Origin of the sequence: Sphingomonas cavernae (assembly GCF_003590775.1) — a bacterium.
In the GTDB taxonomy this organism is placed as follows: domain Bacteria; phylum Pseudomonadota; class Alphaproteobacteria; order Sphingomonadales; family Sphingomonadaceae; genus Sphingobium_A; species Sphingobium_A cavernae.
The window spans coordinates 168,705-185,506 of record NZ_QYUM01000002.1 but is presented as its reverse complement, the minus strand read 5'-3'; the positions used below and the strand labels follow the sequence as shown (position 1 = coordinate 185,506).

Annotated in this window: 17 protein-coding genes; 12 read left to right on the top strand and 5 right to left on the bottom strand. The window is 65.0% G+C overall.

What is annotated here, in order from left to right:
- Nucleotides 1-10: 10 nt before the first annotated feature.
- A complete protein-coding gene (locus tag D3876_RS01235) occupies nt 11-2,353 on the bottom strand; it encodes a patatin-like protein (RefSeq protein ID WP_119759316.1) in 2,343 nt (780 codons plus the stop codon).
- A gap of 98 nt (nt 2,354-2,451) precedes the next feature.
- On the opposite strand from D3876_RS01235, the gene D3876_RS01230 reads away from it, so the two are divergent.
- Together D3876_RS01230 and D3876_RS20985 are read left to right on the top strand one after the other, a co-directional pair.
- Entirely contained in the window at nt 2,452-3,204 is a 753-nt protein-coding gene (locus tag D3876_RS01230; protein WP_119759315.1) for an SRPBCC family protein, read from the top strand.
- Between the two features lie 124 nt (nt 3,205-3,328).
- Nucleotides 3,329-3,952, top strand: coding sequence for a DUF937 domain-containing protein (locus D3876_RS20985; protein ID WP_119760872.1), 624 nt, complete (start codon nt 3,329-3,331; stop codon nt 3,950-3,952).
- A gap of 5 nt (nt 3,953-3,957) precedes the next feature.
- Here D3876_RS20985 and D3876_RS01220 read toward each other — a convergent pair whose 3' ends face one another.
- Complete coding sequence (locus D3876_RS01220) at nt 3,958-4,653, bottom strand: endonuclease/exonuclease/phosphatase family protein (RefSeq protein ID WP_119759314.1); 696 nt, start codon at nt 4,651-4,653, stop codon at nt 3,958-3,960.
- A gap of 79 nt (nt 4,654-4,732) precedes the next feature.
- Between D3876_RS01220 and radA the strand changes: the two genes are divergently transcribed.
- From radA to D3876_RS01195, 5 genes are read left to right on the top strand one after another with little or no spacing between them, the layout of a single operon-like run.
- Nucleotides 4,733-6,106 carry a DNA repair protein RadA gene (gene radA / locus D3876_RS01215; protein WP_119759313.1) on the top strand — a complete coding sequence of 458 codons (1,374 nt, stop codon included), beginning with the start codon at nt 4,733-4,735 and terminating at the stop codon, nt 6,104-6,106.
- Nucleotides 6,107-6,115: 9 nt separating this feature from the next.
- Nucleotides 6,116-6,664, top strand: a complete 549-nt coding sequence (locus tag D3876_RS01210) for a CvpA family protein (protein ID WP_119759312.1) — start codon at nt 6,116-6,118, stop codon at nt 6,662-6,664.
- Nucleotides 6,661-7,095 carry an iron-sulfur cluster assembly scaffold protein gene (locus tag D3876_RS01205; protein WP_119759311.1) on the top strand — a complete coding sequence of 145 codons (435 nt, stop codon included), beginning with the start codon at nt 6,661-6,663 and terminating at the stop codon, nt 7,093-7,095. The genes D3876_RS01210 and D3876_RS01205 overlap by 4 nt, the downstream gene beginning before the upstream one ends.
- Nucleotides 7,095-8,873 carry a cation:proton antiporter domain-containing protein gene (locus D3876_RS01200; RefSeq protein WP_420801943.1) on the top strand — a complete coding sequence of 593 codons (1,779 nt, stop codon included), beginning with the start codon at nt 7,095-7,097 and terminating at the stop codon, nt 8,871-8,873. Before D3876_RS01205 ends, D3876_RS01200 begins: the two co-directional genes overlap by 1 nt.
- On the top strand, nt 8,873-9,202 hold the full coding sequence (locus D3876_RS01195) for a DUF423 domain-containing protein (protein ID WP_119760869.1): 330 nt from the start codon (nt 8,873-8,875) through the stop codon (nt 9,200-9,202). Before D3876_RS01200 ends, D3876_RS01195 begins: the two co-directional genes overlap by 1 nt.
- 127 nt (nt 9,203-9,329) lie before the next feature.
- On the opposite strand, the gene aroB is transcribed toward D3876_RS01195, so the two are convergent.
- Nucleotides 9,330-10,430, bottom strand: coding sequence for a 3-dehydroquinate synthase (aroB, locus tag D3876_RS01190; RefSeq protein ID WP_119759310.1), 1,101 nt, complete (start codon nt 10,428-10,430; stop codon nt 9,330-9,332).
- Nucleotides 10,427-10,981, bottom strand: coding sequence for a shikimate kinase (locus D3876_RS01185; protein ID WP_119759309.1), 555 nt, complete (start codon nt 10,979-10,981; stop codon nt 10,427-10,429). The genes aroB and D3876_RS01185 overlap by 4 nt, the downstream gene beginning before the upstream one ends.
- Before the next feature lie 98 nt (nt 10,982-11,079).
- Here D3876_RS01185 and D3876_RS20330 point away from each other — a divergent pair, with 98 nt between their 5' ends.
- From D3876_RS20330 to D3876_RS01165, 5 genes are all read left to right on the top strand, one after another.
- Complete coding sequence (locus tag D3876_RS20330; RefSeq protein ID WP_182911828.1) at nt 11,080-11,217, top strand: hypothetical protein; 138 nt, start codon at nt 11,080-11,082, stop codon at nt 11,215-11,217.
- Nucleotides 11,198-12,982, top strand: coding sequence for a hypothetical protein (locus D3876_RS01180; protein WP_238475181.1), 1,785 nt, complete (start codon nt 11,198-11,200; stop codon nt 12,980-12,982). Before D3876_RS20330 ends, D3876_RS01180 begins: the two co-directional genes overlap by 20 nt.
- Before the next feature lie 2 nt (nt 12,983-12,984).
- Entirely contained in the window at nt 12,985-13,878 is an 894-nt protein-coding gene (locus tag D3876_RS01175) for a tyrosine-type recombinase/integrase (protein ID WP_274378918.1), read from the top strand.
- A 139-nt stretch (nt 13,879-14,017) separates the two neighbouring features.
- A complete protein-coding gene (locus D3876_RS01170) occupies nt 14,018-14,965 on the top strand; it encodes an acetyl-CoA carboxylase carboxyltransferase subunit alpha (RefSeq protein ID WP_119759308.1) in 948 nt (315 codons plus the stop codon).
- Between the two features lie 89 nt (nt 14,966-15,054).
- Complete coding sequence (locus D3876_RS01165; protein WP_119759307.1) at nt 15,055-16,500, top strand: M48 family metalloprotease; 1,446 nt, start codon at nt 15,055-15,057, stop codon at nt 16,498-16,500.
- Between the two features lie 80 nt (nt 16,501-16,580).
- Here the strand turns inward: D3876_RS01165 and D3876_RS01160 are convergent, their stop codons facing one another.
- Complete coding sequence (locus D3876_RS01160; RefSeq protein WP_119759306.1) at nt 16,581-16,748, bottom strand: Flp family type IVb pilin; 168 nt, start codon at nt 16,746-16,748, stop codon at nt 16,581-16,583.
- Between the last annotated feature and the right edge of the window lie 54 nt (nt 16,749-16,802).

The following is a 16,802-nucleotide window of genomic DNA, read 5'->3' as shown; positions in this document are numbered from 1 at the left end:
GACTACAACACTAAGCCGTTTGGGCGGTGCTTGCCAAGGGATCGGTCCCAATCTCCTGCCGCAGATCCCTAAAGAGTTCGGGGATAGTCGTCAGGCGAGGCTCCTCTTCGTCGAGAATCGCAACGAAGGCGGCGTGTTTGATCGCGGCGACGGCGCCTGCGCCGAGCGATTTGCCGGTCGGCAGGCTGGACACAAGAATGTCGATCAGCCGGTCCGCGCCGTGCAGACGCCCCCAGAGATAGTCGTTTTCACGGTATGCGCGGCTGAAAAAGGCGCCGAAGCTGTTGAACTGGATGCCCTTGAGCGTGGCTTCCGCACCACCGGCACGGATCGTGGCGGCATCGTCAGGCGAAATCCGGTCGACCTTTACCGGATCGAACTCGTCGAGTCCCTCGCCCTGGAGCAGCGGCAGCGTGGCGATGTCGTAATAGGGAAAGCCCAGATAGGTCAGCAGCATCACGCGGCGTTCGGCCTTGGGAAGTTGGGCCAGCGCCTCGGCGATGCGCTCGTCGGTTATCTGGTCGATCGCGCGCAGGTTGCGCGCGGCGCCGAGCGCATCCATTGCGGCCTGCGGTGCTTCGGATGTGGCGGTTGCGGCCTCGCGGACCGCCAGGCCGTAGAAGTCGAGTATTTCGCGATCGAGATAGAGCGCGAGGCATTCATAGGTCACCTTGCTCATCGCATCGAGTGCGACCAGCGGCGCATCCACTGCCTCGGACAATTCCGACAGACGCCGCGCGAGGAAGCGCAGGCGACGAATTCGAAAGCCCAGATCGTGCGCGCGGAAAAAGTCTATGACGGGCTCGGTCGCGCCGTTGCCGCGGCCGGTCACGCGATCGAGACTGCCTGCGCGTGCGGCACCCCAGATCGCGCGTCGCGCCTCTTCGCGTGCATGGCTGCCGCTGTGCGTCGAAAGCGCGAAGAGCATCGCGGCGACCTCCTCGATCACCCCCGACAGCTTGAGGTGACCATAGGCCGGATAGGCATGTCCCGCCGAGCGCGCTGCTTTGTCCTGTGCTTTGGCGCGCCACCCGGCGAGCCGCGCGGCGGTGGGGCGATCGAGAAAGAGCGTGATGCCGAACAGCGATTCGATCGATTCCTCGACCTCTGGCCTTAGCGCCTCGACGATCGTGCGCATCCGCCGGATACGCGAGGAACGGCTCTCAATCGCTTCGAGATTGTCGCGAATGGGTTGCGTGCGCGGCAGATCCGACAGAGCACCGAAGATCGTACCGAAGAAGCCGGGAAGCGAACTTTCACCGTTGCCGGTGCGTCGGAGCTGGATGCTGCGCACGCCCGGCTTGGGATCGATATAGACAAAACGGCGATCCACTTCGCGCCGCGCGGGGCGATTTCGGAGCGCGCCGATCGCGGGCGCGAAGGGCGCGTTGGCCAGCACCGAACCGTCGATGAGTGCGGTGTTTTCGACGACGCCCGCAGCGCTTTGCCGGGGCAGCGCGCGTGCAAGAAAGGCGTCGCGACCGGGCCAGGCATGCTCGCGATCGGCAAGCACCCCATCGAGCTCGCCGACGGTAAAGGGCGGGAACGCCCCCGGAAAGCTGGCGGTGGCGCGTGCCGCGAAGACGAGCTCGGCAACATCGCCGATTCCCGGAACGCCCTGCGCGCGCGTGGAGAAGCCGAGCACGAGCCTGTGCTCGGTCTCGACCACCTCGGCAGGACTGTTGAGCTTCAGCCGCTCGGGATGGCCGTGGAAGTCGGTGACCGTGACGAACAGGTCGAGGGGCTGCCCCTCAGGCAGCAGGACGGGACCGGTCTCGCTCTTGCCCATCGCCTCGAAGGCGTCGAGCAGCAGACCCGTGAAGCCCTTGCCGCCAAAGGGCGGCTCGAACCAGCGCGCGCGGATGAAACTGGACAGTTTGGCGCGTACTTCCTCGCGCGTTCCGGGCTCTACGGTGCGCTCCACGGTTTCGCTCTTGCCCGCCGCGACCCAGACCAGCGGCTGCGCCCAGAATTTCGAGAAACGCGAAAGCGGACGCGCATCAGGATCGAGCAGCCGGTCCACATCGGCGCAATCGAGCCAGAGATCGGTCAGCGGGTCGAGTGACTGGCCGGTTGCGAGCGCGTGCGCAAGGAAGATGCCGTTGATCCCGCCCGCCGACGCGCCCGCGATGATATCCGCGAGCACTCGCATCCGGGTTCCCGTCTCGGTTTCGATCGCCTGAAGCATCTGGTGATAGACGCCCTGACTGCCCGCAGCGGGGGCGTCGCCGTCGTGAAAATGCCGGCTGGCCCGCGTAAGCCGCCAGATTTCCTTTGTGATTCCATGCATGTAGACCGCAAGGCTGATACCGCCATAACAGATCAGCGCCAGCCGCAATTCTTTTTCCCGCATGGCGCGAGACTGGCAGCGGGGAGGTGGATTGTCGAGCCGCGAACAATCGATAAAATAGTTTGTCAGCCGGTAACTGACCTTCACGACGGAGCAGAGCGATGCCCGAAATGCCGTCGACCCGCGATCGCATACTCGTCGAGGTGACAATCGCTGCGCCCGCAGACGCGGTATGGGAGGCAATCCGCGATCCCGCCAAAATCCACAACTGGTTCGGCTGGGACGCCGACACGCTCAGCGACGAAATCGACTTCATCTTCGCCAGGCATGTCAGGCCTGAAGAAACCGCGCGCATCCTGCATTTCAAAGGGATGCCCGACCGCTTCGAGGTGGAGGCGCGGGGTGATACCAGCCTGCTGCGAATCGTGCGCGCCACAGCCGCCGAGGCCGGGGAGGAAAATGTCTATGACGACATCGTCGAGGGCTGGATCAGCTTCGTTCAGCAACTGCGTCTGGCGCTGGAACAGCACAACCTGGGAACGCGGCGGACGATCTACCTCGAGGGGGCGGCGAAGCCCGGCGGCAGCGCGCCCATCGCCGCGCTAGGCCTGACCGAACACAGCCGCGCGCCGGCGGGCAATACTGTGCGTGCCAAGCTGGCGAGCGGCGACAAGGTTGACGGGATTGCCTGGCACCGCACGCCTTTCCAGTGCGGTGTGACAGTGCCGCAATGGGGCGACGGGTTGCTCATCGTGACCGACAAACCGACGACCGAGACGTCACCCGACGGTCGCGGGATGGTGATCCTTACCACCTACGGCCTTTCCGACGCGGCGTTTGGCGAACTGGAGGCGCGCTGGAAGCTCTGGTGGGACGCGCATTTCATGAAGGCGGCCGAACCATCGTGCTCCTGAACCAATTGCGTTTCCAGGCGTTGCGCGATTGTAAACTGTTCGCACCGCGCTGCCGGCGACTTGAGCCCGTCATATCCCGGTTGCAGGCAATGTGTTCGCAGTCGTAACAATCGGGAGGATGACGATGGATATTGCGCGCGAACTTCTCAACCAGAGCGATAATATCGATATGGGCGCGCTGGCGAGCCGTTTTGGCCTGTCCGAAGAACAGGCGGACGTTGCGGTATCGGCGCTGCTCCCGGCTGTCCTCGGCGGCGTGAAGAAGACCGAGCAGGCAGGGGGGCTCGATCAGTTGAGTTCGCTCGCCGGCCAGATCGGAGCGCCCGCGCTTGATGCCGATGGCGGCAACGCGGTGCTCGGCCAGATCTTCGGATCCAAGGAGGTCAGCCGCGCAGTGGCGACCAATGCCTCAGCGCAAACCGGGATCAGCGATGTCGTCCTCAAGGCGATGCTGCCCGTCGTGGCCGGCCTCGTCGCGCAGCAGGTGGCCAAGCGGATGGGCGGCGGCATGCTCGGCGGACTGGCGGGCGGCGTGCTTGGGTCGCTGCTGGGCGGCGGCGCGGCGCAGGCATCGGCTGCGAGTGCCGATGGCGGGCTGGGTGGTTTGCTCGGCGGGCTGTTGGGCGGCGCCGGTGGCGCGGGCGCGCAGGCAGGCGGGCTTGGCGGCCTCGCCTCGATGCTTGATGCTGACGGCGACGGCAATCCGCTCGACGACATTCTGGGCCAGGTCACCGGCCAGAAACAATAGCCGGATCAGGCGCGCCCGAGGCGTGCCCAGACCGGCAAGTGATCCGAGGCGTGCCGCGCGGTGGCGCTGAGATGTGTGCCCGCCTCGGAAATCCTGAACTGGTCGGAGACCATGATCCGGTCGAGCGTCGCGATCGGGCGTCGCGCGTGGAAGCTCTTGCCGCAATGCGCGAAGCTGAAATGGTGCGCGAAATCGTGGAGACAGCCGTTCATCCGGCTCCATTCGTTGAGATCGCCCATCAGCACGGTCGGCAACTTCCGTTCGCACGCCCCCAGATGCGCGATTACGGCATGCGCCTGACGCCGTCGCCACAGGCCTGACAGATCCAGGTGCATGCCCACGACGCGCATGGCGCGGCCGTCCAGTCGAATCTCCGCCATCACAGCACCACGGGGCTCTAACGAGGGCAGGTGAATCACTTCACGGTGAAGAATTTCGGCGCGCTTGCGCACCAGGATCGCGTTGCCATGCCAGCCCATGCTGTGCGCACGAACGTCGAAGGGTACCGCCTTATAATCGCTATGCTCGTCGAGCATGTGAGGCGGAATTACGCCTGCGCGTGTGCCGAAGCGCCGATCCGCCTCCTGAAGCGCGATGATATCGGCATCGACTTCGCGGAGCACTTCGAGCGTGCGTTCGGGACGACGACGGCGGTCGGTGCCGATGGCCTTGCGGATATTGTAGCTGGCGACGACCGTCATCGCGTCTCCCGTTTGGGGTTGATTGTCTCTAACGCGTTATGGTGTGGCTTCTCTCCGTGGCAATGCTAATTGTCGCGCCATGGCGAAACTCCAGAAGCGTTATGTATGCCAGGCCTGCGGCTCGGTTGCGTCGAAATGGCAGGGCCAGTGCGCCGACTGCGGCGAATGGAACACGCTGGTGGAGGAAGCCAGTGCGGTGGTGACCCCCTTTGCCGCGAAGCATAACCTCCAGTCGGGCGGCCGGGCCTTCGAACTGGTCAGGCTCGATGCCGATGTGAAGCTTCCCGATCGCGCCGCGACGGGAATCAAGGAACTCGATCGGGCGCTCGGCGGCGGCTTCGTCGAGGGGTCGGCGACGCTGATCGGCGGCGATCCAGGGATCGGCAAGTCGACCTTGCTGCTCCAGGCCGCGGCGAAGCTCGCAGGCGATGGCGTGGGTGTTGCCTATGTTTCTGGCGAGGAAGCTGCGGATCAGGTGCGGTTGCGTGCACGACGGCTGGGACTGGGGCAAGCGCCCGTCCAACTCGCCGCGGCGACCTCGGTGCGCGATATCCTGACGACGCTGGGGCAGGGCGCTCCGCCCGCATTGCTCGTGATCGATTCGATCCAGACGATGCACAGCGACCTGATCGAAGGGGCACCCGGCACGGTGAGTCAGGTGCGAGCGTCGGCACAGGAGCTGATCCGCTTCGCCAAGGAGCGCGGTACCGCGCTCGTGCTCGTGGGGCATGTGACAAAGGACGGCTCGATCGCGGGACCGCGCGTGCTCGAACATATGGTCGACACCGTGCTCAGCTTCGAGGGCGAACGCAGCCATCAATATCGTATCCTGCGTGCGATCAAGAACCGCTTTGGCGGCACCGACGAGATCGGCGTATTCGCGATGGAACAGGAAGGGTTGACTGAAATATCAAATCCTTCTGCGCTATTCCTGACACATCGTGACGAGACGGTGACGGGCTCGACGGTGTTTCCTGCGCTCGAGGGCACGCGGCCCGTGCTCGTCGAGATCCAGGCGCTGACGGTGCGGCTGGCGAGCGGTGCGACGCCGCGGCGCGCGGTAGTCGGCTGGGATTCGGGACGGCTCGCGATGATTCTTGCGGTACTCGAAGCGCGTTGCGGGCTGAGCTTTTCGACATGCGAGGTCTATCTGAACGTCGCCGGGGGTTATCGGCTTTCGGACCCCGCCGCTGATCTGGCGGTGGCGGCCGCGCTCATTTCGGCGCTGAGCGAGCAGCCGGTGCCCGCCGACGCCGTGGCCTTTGGCGAGGTAGCGCTTTCGGGCGAGATCCGGCCTGTCGCGCACGGCGCGCTGCGCCTCAAGGAATCGGCGAAACTGGGCTTTACGCGCGCGCTGGTGCCAGCATCGGTGACGCATGAGAAAGGTGGCCTGTCGCTTTCGGGATTTCGCACGCTGCGTCAATTCGTTGACCACATGCTCAGGCGCGATTAGCGGGACCTGATGTCTGCCTTTACCGCGCTCGATATCGTCGTCCTGCTGCTCGTCGGTGGCGCTGCCGTCCTGGGCTTCCTGAGGGGCTTCACCACCGAGGTGCTCTCGTTGTTCGCGTGGGTTGCGGCGATCTTCGCGCTCAAATTCCTGCACGCTCCTGCGACGGCGCTGTTGACAGGTTGGGTGGGCGGCACGGGCGGCGCAACGGTGCTTGGCTTTGCACTCGTCTTCGGTCTCACCTTCCTTGCCGGGAGACTGGCGGCACGCGCGATCGGCCAGCGGACGCGCCAATCGGTGCTGGGCGGGTTCGACCGGCTGCTGGGTGTTGGCTTCGGGGCGCTCAAGGGGCTGATCATCGCGACTGTGCTCTATCTGGCGGCCTCGCTGATCTATGACGTGGTCTACGGAGCGCGCGCCGAACGGCCCGACTGGATGCGCGAATCACGCACGTTCCCGCTGCTCCATGCCTCGGGCCGCGCGCTGGTGGATTTCGTCGAATATCAGCGGGGGGACGACAAGGCTGACGAGGGCGCCGAAAACGCTATAAGCGGAGAATGAACGCGCCGCTCTACAACAGCACGATCCTGAGGCTTGCCGCGTCGATCCCGCACCACCAAAGGCTCGCGAACCCACAGGCGAGCGTCGAGAAGCGGTCGCCGGTATGCGGCAGCCGCGTGACCGTTGACGTCGTGCTCGACGAGGCGGGACGCATCGCGGAAATCGGGCAGGAAGTGCGCGCGTGCGCGCTGGGGCAGGCCTCAGCGTCGCTGATGGCGGCCGAAGCGATCGGGCGCGATGCCGATGAGCTGGCCGCAGCGCGAGACGCGCTCACTGCTTTTCTCGCCGGGGAGCGCCCGGATCCCGGCGATTGGCCCGGGCTCGACATTTTCCTGCCAGCGCTGCCGCACACCGCGCGTCACGCATCGATCAGGCTGGCATTTGAGGCGGTTGCGGAAGCGGTGCGGCTGGCCGGGGAGAAGGCGCAGTGATCGAAGAGGCCGAGGGCGCCCGATTTCTGCTGACCGAGGGGGTGGTGCTGTTAGGCGCTGCGCTCGCCTCGGTCATGCTTTTTCGCCGGTTGGGGCTGGGCGCGGTGCTCGGCTATCTGGTTGCGGGCGTTATCATCGGACCGCATGTCCTGGGTCTGGTCGGGGGCGGCGAATCCAAGCTGGATATTGCCGAGATCGGTATCGTGCTGCTGCTTTTTCTCGTCGGGCTGGAGCTCAATCTGGCGCGGCTCTGGCGGCTAAGGCGCGAGATATTCGGGCTCGGACTCGCGCAGGTCGTGCTGTGCGGACTCGCGATCACCGCGATGATCTTTGTCGTGACCGGCTTCACGTCGGGTGCCGCGCTCGCGCTCGGCCTGCCGCTGGCGCTGTCCTCGACCGCGCAGGTTCTGCCCTCGCTCAAATCCTCGGGACGGATCAACACCGCATTCGGCGAGCGCGCATTCTCGATCCTCCTGTTTCAGGACCTGTCGATCATCCCGCTGATCACAATCATTGCCGCGCTTTCACGCGCACCGGCCGATCCGAGCGTCCCGCCGGGCTGGCTGCTCGCGGTTTACACGGTCGGCGCGATCGCGGGACTTGTACTGGCAGGGCGCTTCATCCTCAGTCCGCTGCTCAAGCTTGTCGGACGGCTGGGCGAACGCGAACTGTTCGTCGTCGTCGGGTTGTTCACGGTGCTGGCGAGCGCGGCGTTGATGGAGGCGCTGCATCTGTCGACCGCGCTCGGCGCGTTCATCGCGGGTGTGATGCTCGCCGATTCGCCCTATCGGCACGAAATCGAGGCTGACGTCGAGCCGTTCCGCTCGATCCTGCTCGGCCTGTTCTTCCTTGCGGTCGGCATGGTGCTCGACGTGCAGGCGGTGCTTGCAAATCCGCTATTCGTGGTGGGCATGGCGGCGGCGCTGGTGGTGCTCAAGACGGGCGTGATCTTCGCGATCGCGCGCGCCTTCGGGTTCGAGACGCGGCAGGCATTCAGCCTCGGGCTTCTGTTGAGTCAGGGCGGCGAGTTCGGCTTCGTGCTTTTTACGCAGGCACAGGACGCGCTGCTGATCGAACCTGAAGCCGCGAGCCTGTTCAGCGCGGTCGTCACGCTTTCGATGGCAACCACGCCCTTCCTGCTCGCGATCGCGCGGCGCTTTGAACGTGGCAAGGAGCAGGCAAGCATCGATGGACTGGAAGGCCCCGAGGCAGCCGAGCAGGCGCGCGCGCTGGTGATCGGCTATGGGCGATTCGGGCAGACGGTCGCGCAGATGCTGATGGCGCGCAACGTCTCGGTCACGCTGATCGACCGAAAGCCCAGCCAGATCGAGCTGTCGAGCACCTTCGGGCTCAAGGTCTATTATGGCGATGGGCGCCGGATAGATCTGCTGCGCCGTGCGGGAGCGGAGCAGGCCAAGATCATCATCTTCTGCATCGATGACCGCTCGCTCGATGGCGCGCACTTGCGGACAATCGTCCAGGCCTTTCCTCACGCGCGCTTCCTGATGCGCGCCTATGACCGGCGTCAGCTCATCGAATATTCCAAGGTTAATGTCGCGGGCACGGTGCGCGAGGTCTACGAATCGGCGGTGATGATGGGGATCCACGCGCTCGAGGAACTGGCGGTGCCCGCCGACGAGATCGCTGAGGTCGAGCGCGAATATCGCCGTCGCGACATCGCCCGCATGGAAAAGCAGGCCGAAGCGGGAGACCTTTATGCGGCCAAGGAAATGATGTTCCGGCCGGGAAGTCCGATGAATCGCGGGGAGTGCGGCTGATGTTGCTTGTTCTGATCGGCCTTTCGGGCGCTCTGGCGGTGGCCGCAGGGGCTTTCGCGGCGCACGGCGCATCGGAGCAGGCTGCCGAGTGGCTGAAGACCGGCGCTTCTTACCAGTTAATCCACGCGGTTGCGGCGCTTGCCATCGTCGAGCGCATCGGCGCGAAAGGCCCCGCGATCCTCTTTATCGCCGGAGGCGCGATCTTCGCGCTAACGCTCTATCTGATGGCTTTTGGCGCGCCGCGCTGGTTCGGCGCGATCACGCCGATCGGCGGGACGCTGATGATTCTTGGCTGGCTATGGCTGGCCTGGATCGCGTTTCGCTGCTGATTTAGAGTCTCGTGCGAAACCTGATTCATATTTGCGCTCCGGGCTTGACCCGGAGCCTATGAAATTACTGCAAGGCCGGACGGATGGGCTCCTGCTTTCGCAGGAGCACTGATCCCGATCTAACGGGTTATGCCCGTTCTTCGCGGTTGAGGAAGGCGGCGACGTCGGCGAGCGCGACCGATTTGTCGACGAAGGATTCGCCAATCCCGCGCGCGAGGATGAAGGACAGGGTGCCGCCCGCCATCTTCTTGTCGTGGAGCATGTGTGCAACGAGCGCCTCTCCGCTCGCGCTCACGCCCGCAGCCTTCAGGCCATCGGGCAGTCCCGATGCCGCGAGATGCGCCGACGCGCGTTCTGCATCTTGCGCCGAACAAAGCCCGCGTTCGGCCGAGAAGCGGAAGGCGAGCGCCATGCCGGCCGCGACCGCTTCGCCGTGAAGCAGGCGGTCCGAAAAGCCCGTGTCCGCCTCCAGCGCATGGCCGAAGGTGTGACCGAGGTTAAGCAGCGCGCGCAGATCGGCGGTTTCGCGTTCATCGGCCGCCACGATCCCCGCTTTGGCGGCGACGCTCGTTGCAATCGCGTGCGCGCGCGCGACGCCATCTCCGGCGAGCAGCGCGGCGCCATTGGCTTCGCACCATTCGAAGAAGGCGAAATCGTTGATCAGGCCGTATTTGACGACCTCGGCATAGCCGGCGCGCTGCTCGCGCGCTGGCAGCGTATTGAGCACGCTGGGGTCAATCAGCACGAAGCCGGGTTGATGGAAAGCGCCGATCAGGTTCTTGCCCGCGCGGCTGTTGATCGCGGTCTTGCCGCCCACCGAACTGTCGACCTGAGCAAGCAGGGTCGTAGGCACCTGGACGAAGCCGCATCCGCGTTTGAGAATCGCTGCCGCGAAGCCGACGAGATCACCAATCACGCCCCCGCCAAGCGCGAGCACATAATCGCCGCGCTCGACCTCCAGATCGAGCAGCCTGTCGGTCAGCGCCTCGAGCTCAGCCCAGCTCTTGGTTGCTTCGCCGGGATCGAGCGTGATGACGTGCTGCTCAGTGCCGGACAGCGCCGCCTGCAGCCGGGGAAGCTGGGCGCGCGCCACGTTGGCATCGGTGACTATGACGGCGCGTCCGCGCTTGAGCCATGGCGCGAGCAGCGTCCCGGCGCGGTCGAGAGCGCCGTCCTCGATATGAACGTCATAACTGCGCGAACCGAGCGCAACGGGCACGATGGTCACTGGATAAGGGCCCTTTCGCGCAAGGCATTGAGGATTCGGTCTACGGTGATGTCGTGCGGCGATGGCTGGCTGCGGACATGAATCGGTGCGAGCGCGTAGATCGGATTGCGTATCGCGGCGAGCTCGGCGAGGACGACTTCCGGATCCTTGTCGCGCAGGAGCGGGCGCGTGTCGCGGCGCCCGACACGCTGCGCGAGCACGGGAATGTCAGCGTCGAGCCAAATGGCGAGCGCGCGCTCGAGAATCAGCGTCCGCGTCTCCTCCTGCATGAATGCGCCCCCGCCGGTCGCGATGACCTTGGGCGAGCCATCGATCAGGCGCGCGATGACGCGGCGTTCACCGTCGCGGAAATGCGCTTCGCCATAACGTTCGAAAATCTCGCTTATCGTGAGGTCTGCGGCCGTTTCGATTTCCTGATCGGCATCGACGAAGGGAATATCGAGGCGGCTGGCGAGCCGTTTGCCCACGGTCGACTTGCCCACGCCCATCAGCCCGACCAGCACGATCGGTGGCATGGGGTTCGACAGGATGCGGACGGGCTCGGCGTGCATGGCGGCGGGGCTATACACAAGCCATGGCCATGGGGCAAAAGCACACGAAATATCGCTACGCTCTTGCCGCCCGGAACTTGCCACAGCATAGGAAAGCCATGTCGCGTCTCATCCGGAACCTGATCATCCTGCTCGTCATCATCGGTGGCGCGCTCTATTTCCTCTCCACGCTCGCCAGCGAAAAACCGCAGACGCGCGTCGAAAAGCCGGTAGCGAATGAGACTCTGGGACAATAAGGTTTCGCGCATAGCGCTCGCACTGGCGGGCGCCGGGTTGCTCGCGGCGATTCCCGCGATCGGCCAGGAAGCACCCGAATCGCTACTGCCTGAAGGCTTTGGCGATCCGGTCACCGCGCCTCCGCCCCCGCCGCCCAGCCAACGGCCCGCGGATACCGCTCGCCCTTCGGAACCGCTCACTGTGCCGGTGTCTCCGCTCGTCGAAGCCGAGGAGGGCGAGGAGGACGACGAGGAAGCATTGATCGGCTTTGCGATGCCTTCGGCGCCGGTGCGTCCGCTGGGCAGTGTGGGGCCCTTGCACGATGTCGATGGCGGACTGGGGCAGGGCGCCTTTGGTGCGGCCGACGGCGCTGCGCTGTCGCAGATGATGCGCCGTCTGGATGCACCCCTGCCTTCGCGCTGGGCGTCGATTCTGCTCCGTCGCACGCTGCTGTCGAACGTCCCAGCGCCGAGCGGCGTTTCGGCACCCGACTGGATCGCCGAGCGTGCATGGCTGCTGCTCAGAATGGGTGAAGCCGATTCGGCCCGGCTGCTCGTCCAGAGCGCCGATGTCAGCCAATATTCGCCCAAGCTTTTTCAAGTGGCAATGCAGACCTCGCTCGCGCTTGGCGATCCCGCCGGGCTGTGCCCGCTGGTCGAGCCGGCTTCGGCCACCAGCCGTGAAACCGGCTGGATACTGGCGCGCGCAATGTGCGCAGCCTTGTCCGGTGAACCGGGCACTGCGAGCGCGGCGATCGAGGATGCGCGCCGTACGCGGCTTGGCGGGAGGCGTTCGATCGACCTGCTGCTCGCCGAGAAGGTCGTGGGCGCAGGGGTTGATGGCCGGCGCTCGGTGACGATCGAATGGGATGGGGTCGAGCAGCTTACGACGTGGCGATACGGCCTTGCGACCGCGACCAATGTCGAAATACCCGCACGTCTTTTCCAGACCGCGGGGCGGCAGGTTGCGGGCTGGCGCGCGCGCGCGTCTATGCTGCCGGACGGCGACCGGATCGCGACCGGACGCCGTGCGGCGGTGTTGGGCGTGTTGTCGGGCGCAGCGCTGGTCGACCTCTATGGCGCGGTGCTCGACCGGATGGATCCTGCCGACAGCGCAGGGACGCCACCGCTTGCCTTGCGCGAAGCCTATGCAGGCGAGGATGTCGACGCGCGGCTTGCGGCGCTGCGCGACATCTGGGGCGATAGCGACGACGGTGTCGAACGCTACGCCAACCTCATCCTCACCGCGCGCGCGGCGGCACGCGTGCCGGTCGATCCCGACTATGTCGCGGATACCCCGAGCCTGATCGGAGCAATGTTCACCGCGGGCTTCGATCGCGGTGCATCGCGTTGGTCGAGCGCGGTTGAGGACGCCGAGGAGGGAGATGCCTGGGCGCTGCTCGCGGTCGGGTCGCCGCGGCCCGGTGTTACCGTGAGCGCGGCGCGCGCGGAAAGCTATGCGACGAGCGTGGATTCGCTCAAGGGGCAGTTCCTTGTGGCGGGACTTGCGGGCCTAGGCCGGTTGAGCGGCGAAGAGGCTTCAGCGCTTGCGGGCGAACTCGAATTCGACCTGGCGCGGGGCAGCAAATGGAGTACCCTGCTCGAGCGCGCGGTCGAGGCCCGGCAGCCGGGCACGGTGGTGCTGCTCGCGGCGCTGGGCATGCAGACGGTCGACTGGCGTTATGTGCCCCCCGCGCATCTCTATCGGATTGTCTCGGCGCTGCGCCGCGTCGGTCTCGAACCCGAGGCGCGGATGATCGCCGCAGAAGCGTTGACGCGGGTATAGCCGTGTCAGCCGGGCAGGATTCGGCGCTGATCGACCGCTTCCTGGAAATGCTGGCGGCCGAGACGGGGGCGGCACGCAACACGCTGCTCGCTTATGGTACGGATTTGCGCGGGGCATCGGCGTTTCTGCGCGACGGACTCGGCGATGCCGATGCGGCGGCGCTGGGGCGGCTCGCCGGGAACTGGATGTCGCTGGCGCAATCCACCGCGGCGCGCAAGGCGGCCGCGCTCCGGCGGTTCTACGGCTTTCTGGTTGATGAGGGGTTACGCAGCGACGATCCGTCGGGCGCATTGCCGCGACCCGCGACACAGCGGCCGCTACCCAAGGTGCTGACGCACGGCGATGTCGAGCGCATCTTCGCCGAAATCGACGCCGCGCTCGCGTGCGCCCATCCGGCACAGCTCGATTATCGCCTGGCCGCGCTGATCGAGCTTCTCTACGGATCGGGGCTTCGCGCGACCGAGCTGGTTTCGCTGCCGCGAAAGGCGATTACGCCCGACAGGCCGTTCCTGATCCTCCGAGGCAAGGGCGACCGCGAGCGGCTTGTGCCTATTTCCGACCGCGCCAGACGGGCGGTGGCGGATTGGGCGGCGTTCGTGCCCACCGATTCCCGATGGCTGTTCCCATCGGGCAAGTCCCATCTCAGCCGAATCAGGCTTTATCAACTCATCCGGGCGCTCGGCGCACGCGCGGGCATTCCGCCCGAACGAATAAGCCCGCACGTGCTGCGACATGCCTTTGCCACGCATCTTCTGGAAGGCGGCGCCGATCTGCGCGCGTTGCAGGCCATGCTAGGCCACGCCGATATCGCGACCACGCAGATCTACACGCATGTCGACAGCAGGAGGCTCGTCGAGCTGGTCAACAGCCGTCATCCGCTCGCCGATCGAGCCTGATCGCTTGCGCCGCAAGCGTGAATCAGGCTCGTTTCAAATGTCGGGACCTTGATTCACGTGCCGGGCCGACAGGGCCGAAACGATCAAGGTCCAAGGCACGCGTTGACGACGGCGAGACACGCGCTTAACCCGCGTGCCGATGGTTAGCTTTCTCGACTTTGAAAAACCGATCGCCGAGCTCGAATCGCGCATTGCCGATCTGCGGGAAACCGCACAGACAGGCGCAGTCGATATTGAGGGCGACGTTGCGCGGCTTCAGGCGAAAGCCGACAAGCTGCTTCACGAGACATATGCCAGGCTGACGCCGTGGCAGAAGACGCAGGTCGCACGTCACCCCGAGCGGCCGCATTTCAAGCATTATGTTGCGGGACTGTTTGAAGATTTCATGCCGCTCGCGGGCGACCGCGCCTTTGCCGACGATCAGGCGATCATCGGCGGGTTGGGTCGGCTGGGTGGCCGGCGCGTCATGGTGATCGGCCACGAGAAGGGTGACGACACGGCCAGCCGGCTCAAGCACAATTTCGGCATGGGCAAGCCCGAGGGCTATCGCAAGGCGATCCGCCTGATGGAGCTTGCCGACCGTTTCGGTATCCCTGTCGTCACGCTGGTCGACACGTCGGGCGCGTTCCCCGGCGTGCAAGCCGAGGAGCGCGGCCAGGCAGAAGCCATCGCGCGATCGACTGAAAAGTGCCTCGAACTGGGCGTGCCGATGGTCGCTGCGGTCGTCGGTGAAGGCGGGTCGGGGGGCGCGGTGGCGCTGGCGGCCGCCAATCGTGTGCTGATGTTCGAGCATGCGGTCTATGCGGTCATCTCGCCCGAGGGCTGTGCTTCCATCCTGTGGCGCACCGCCGAAAAGGCGAGCGATGCCGCCGACGCGATGCGCGTTACGGCGGCGGATCTTCACCGGCTTGGCGTCATCGACCGGATCGTGCCCGAACCCGTAGGGGGCGCGCACCGCGACCCCGCCGCCGCGATTGCGGCGCTGGGAGGCGCAATCGGAGAGGAACTCGATTCGCTTAAGGCGCTTTCGCGCGACGACGTTCGCCGCGCGCGCCGTGAGAAATTTCTGGCGATCGGCACGATCTGAAACAACAAGTTACGGAACCGTCTCGATTTCCGGCCGTTGAGTCGTGAAAGAGGGAAGCCTTTGAACAAGGAGGTTGCGTGACGACGAGGATGTTTCAGGCGGCAGCGCTTCTGGCCTGCGCGAGCCTTGCGTTGCCAGGCACAGCACAGCAGCCGCAATCCATTTCAGCGCGTGACAAGCAGCAAGGCGCGCAGGCGCACCCGGAATTGTTGCAGGAGTTTGGTGGCGCCTATTCGGGCAGCCCGGTGCCCTATGTGACGCGCGTGGGTCAGAAGATCGCGGTGCAATCGGGGCTGTCGAACAGCCAGAGCGATTTCACGATCACGCTGCTCAACTCGCCGGTCAACAACGCATTCGCGATCCCCGGTGGCTATGTCTACGTCACGCGGCAGTTGATGGCGCTGATGAACGACGAGGCCGAGCTCGCTTCAGTGCTGGGCCACGAAGTTGGACACGTCGCCGCGAGGCATTCAGCCAAGCGTCAGAGCGCTGCGACGCGCAACACGATCCTCGGCGTATTGGGCCAGGTGCTGGTCGGTGCGGTGGCGGGCAGTTCGGGTCTGGGCCAGTTGCTACAACAGGGTGTGGGACAAGCCGCGCAACTCGCGACGCTGAGCTTCTCGCGAAGCCAGGAATATGAGGCCGACGACCTCGGCATCCAGTATCTGGTGCGCGCGGGCTATGATCCTGCGGCGTCCTCTTCCATGCTTGCGTCGCTTGCGGCTCAAACTGCGCTTGAATCGCGCCAGCGCGGTGGGGCGGCGAGGACGCTTCCCGAATGGGCGAGCACCCATCCCGATCCGGCAAGCCGCGTGACGCGCGCGCTCAATCAGGCACGCAAGACAGGCGCCACGGGCGGGGCTCGCAATCGCGACGCCTTTCTGACCGCGCTCAACGGAGTGTTGTATGATGATGATCCGCGGCAGGGCATCGTAGACGGCAACAGCTTTCGGCATCCCGATCTGAAGCTGATGTTCACCGTGCCGCAGGGCTATTCCATGGCCAACGGGACGACGGCTGTTTCCGTCAGCGGTTCGAATGGCCAGGCGCAGTTTTCAGGCGGCGCGCTTAATGGAAGCCTCGACTCTTATATTGATTCGGTGTTTCGCGGGCTGGGCGGTCAAAGCGGCAATATCGGCTATGGGCAGATCCAGCGGACCCAGGTCAACGGCCTCGACGCGGCCTATGCGATCGCGCGAGCGAACACCCAGTCGGGCGAGGTCGCGGTGACAGTGTTCGCCTATCAGTTTGACCCACGCACCGCCTATCACTTTGTTGCAATCACACCGGTCAGCAACCCCGGGATATTCAACACCATGTACCGGAGCGTGCGGAGGCTGAACGCGGCTGAAGCGAGTGCGATCAAGCCGCGGCGCGTGCAGGTGGTGACGGTACAGGCGGGGCAGACGCCCCAGACCTTTGCCGCGCGTATGGCGTATCCCGACTATCGCCTCGAACGATTCATGATACTCAACGCGCTGCAGGCTAATTCGCGGCTTAATCCCGGTCAGCGGGTCAAGATTGTTACTTATTGATCAGGCAAATGGAAAGCGGGCGGAGACTTGGTCTCCGCCCGCCAGTATTCCAATCGTCGTCGAAACAACGAGATAGGAAATTAAGAGGTGATCATCGCGGCCGATGCGTTATTCATCGTGGTGCCGATCTGCTCACCCAGCGTGTTGAACGCGGTGACACCAGCAACTGCGATGAGGGCGGCGATCAGGCCATATTCGATGGCAGTCGCGGCCTTGTTGTCGCGGAGCATCTTCTTGAAGAATTTCATAACCGGTCTCCTTGGTTCCAACTTCACTTTCCCGGTCGACCCGGGATTTACTGG

Bases quoted from the DNA above. Each gene is read 5' to 3' on its own strand.
- D3876_RS01205 (WP_119759311.1), top strand. From the start codon at position 6,661: ATGAACGCGCCGCTCTACAACAGCACGATCCTGAGGCTTGCCGCGTCG.
- D3876_RS20330 (WP_182911828.1), top strand. From the start codon at position 11,080: ATGTCGCGTCTCATCCGGAACCTGATCATCCTGCTCGTCATCATCGGT.
- radA (WP_119759313.1), top strand. From the start codon at position 4,733: ATGGCGAAACTCCAGAAGCGTTATGTATGCCAGGCCTGCGGCTCGGTT.
- D3876_RS01180 (WP_238475181.1), top strand. From the start codon at position 11,198: ATGAGACTCTGGGACAATAAGGTTTCGCGCATAGCGCTCGCACTGGCG.
- D3876_RS01210 (WP_119759312.1), top strand. From the start codon at position 6,116: ATGTCTGCCTTTACCGCGCTCGATATCGTCGTCCTGCTGCTCGTCGGT.
- D3876_RS01195 (WP_119760869.1), top strand. From the start codon at position 8,873: ATGTTGCTTGTTCTGATCGGCCTTTCGGGCGCTCTGGCGGTGGCCGCA.
- D3876_RS01185 (WP_119759309.1), bottom strand. From the start codon at position 10,981: ATGCACGCCGAGCCCGTCCGCATCCTGTCGAACCCCATGCCACCGATC.
- D3876_RS01165 (WP_119759307.1), top strand. From the start codon at position 15,055: ATGTTTCAGGCGGCAGCGCTTCTGGCCTGCGCGAGCCTTGCGTTGCCA.
- D3876_RS01235 (WP_119759316.1), bottom strand. From the start codon at position 2,353: ATGCGGGAAAAAGAATTGCGGCTGGCGCTGATCTGTTATGGCGGTATC.
- D3876_RS20985 (WP_119760872.1), top strand. From the start codon at position 3,329: ATGGATATTGCGCGCGAACTTCTCAACCAGAGCGATAATATCGATATG.
- D3876_RS01220 (WP_119759314.1), bottom strand. From the start codon at position 4,653: ATGACGGTCGTCGCCAGCTACAATATCCGCAAGGCCATCGGCACCGAC.
- D3876_RS01160 (WP_119759306.1), bottom strand. From the start codon at position 16,748: ATGAAATTCTTCAAGAAGATGCTCCGCGACAACAAGGCCGCGACTGCC.
- D3876_RS01170 (WP_119759308.1), top strand. From the start codon at position 14,018: ATGGTTAGCTTTCTCGACTTTGAAAAACCGATCGCCGAGCTCGAATCG.
- D3876_RS01230 (WP_119759315.1), top strand. From the start codon at position 2,452: ATGCCCGAAATGCCGTCGACCCGCGATCGCATACTCGTCGAGGTGACA.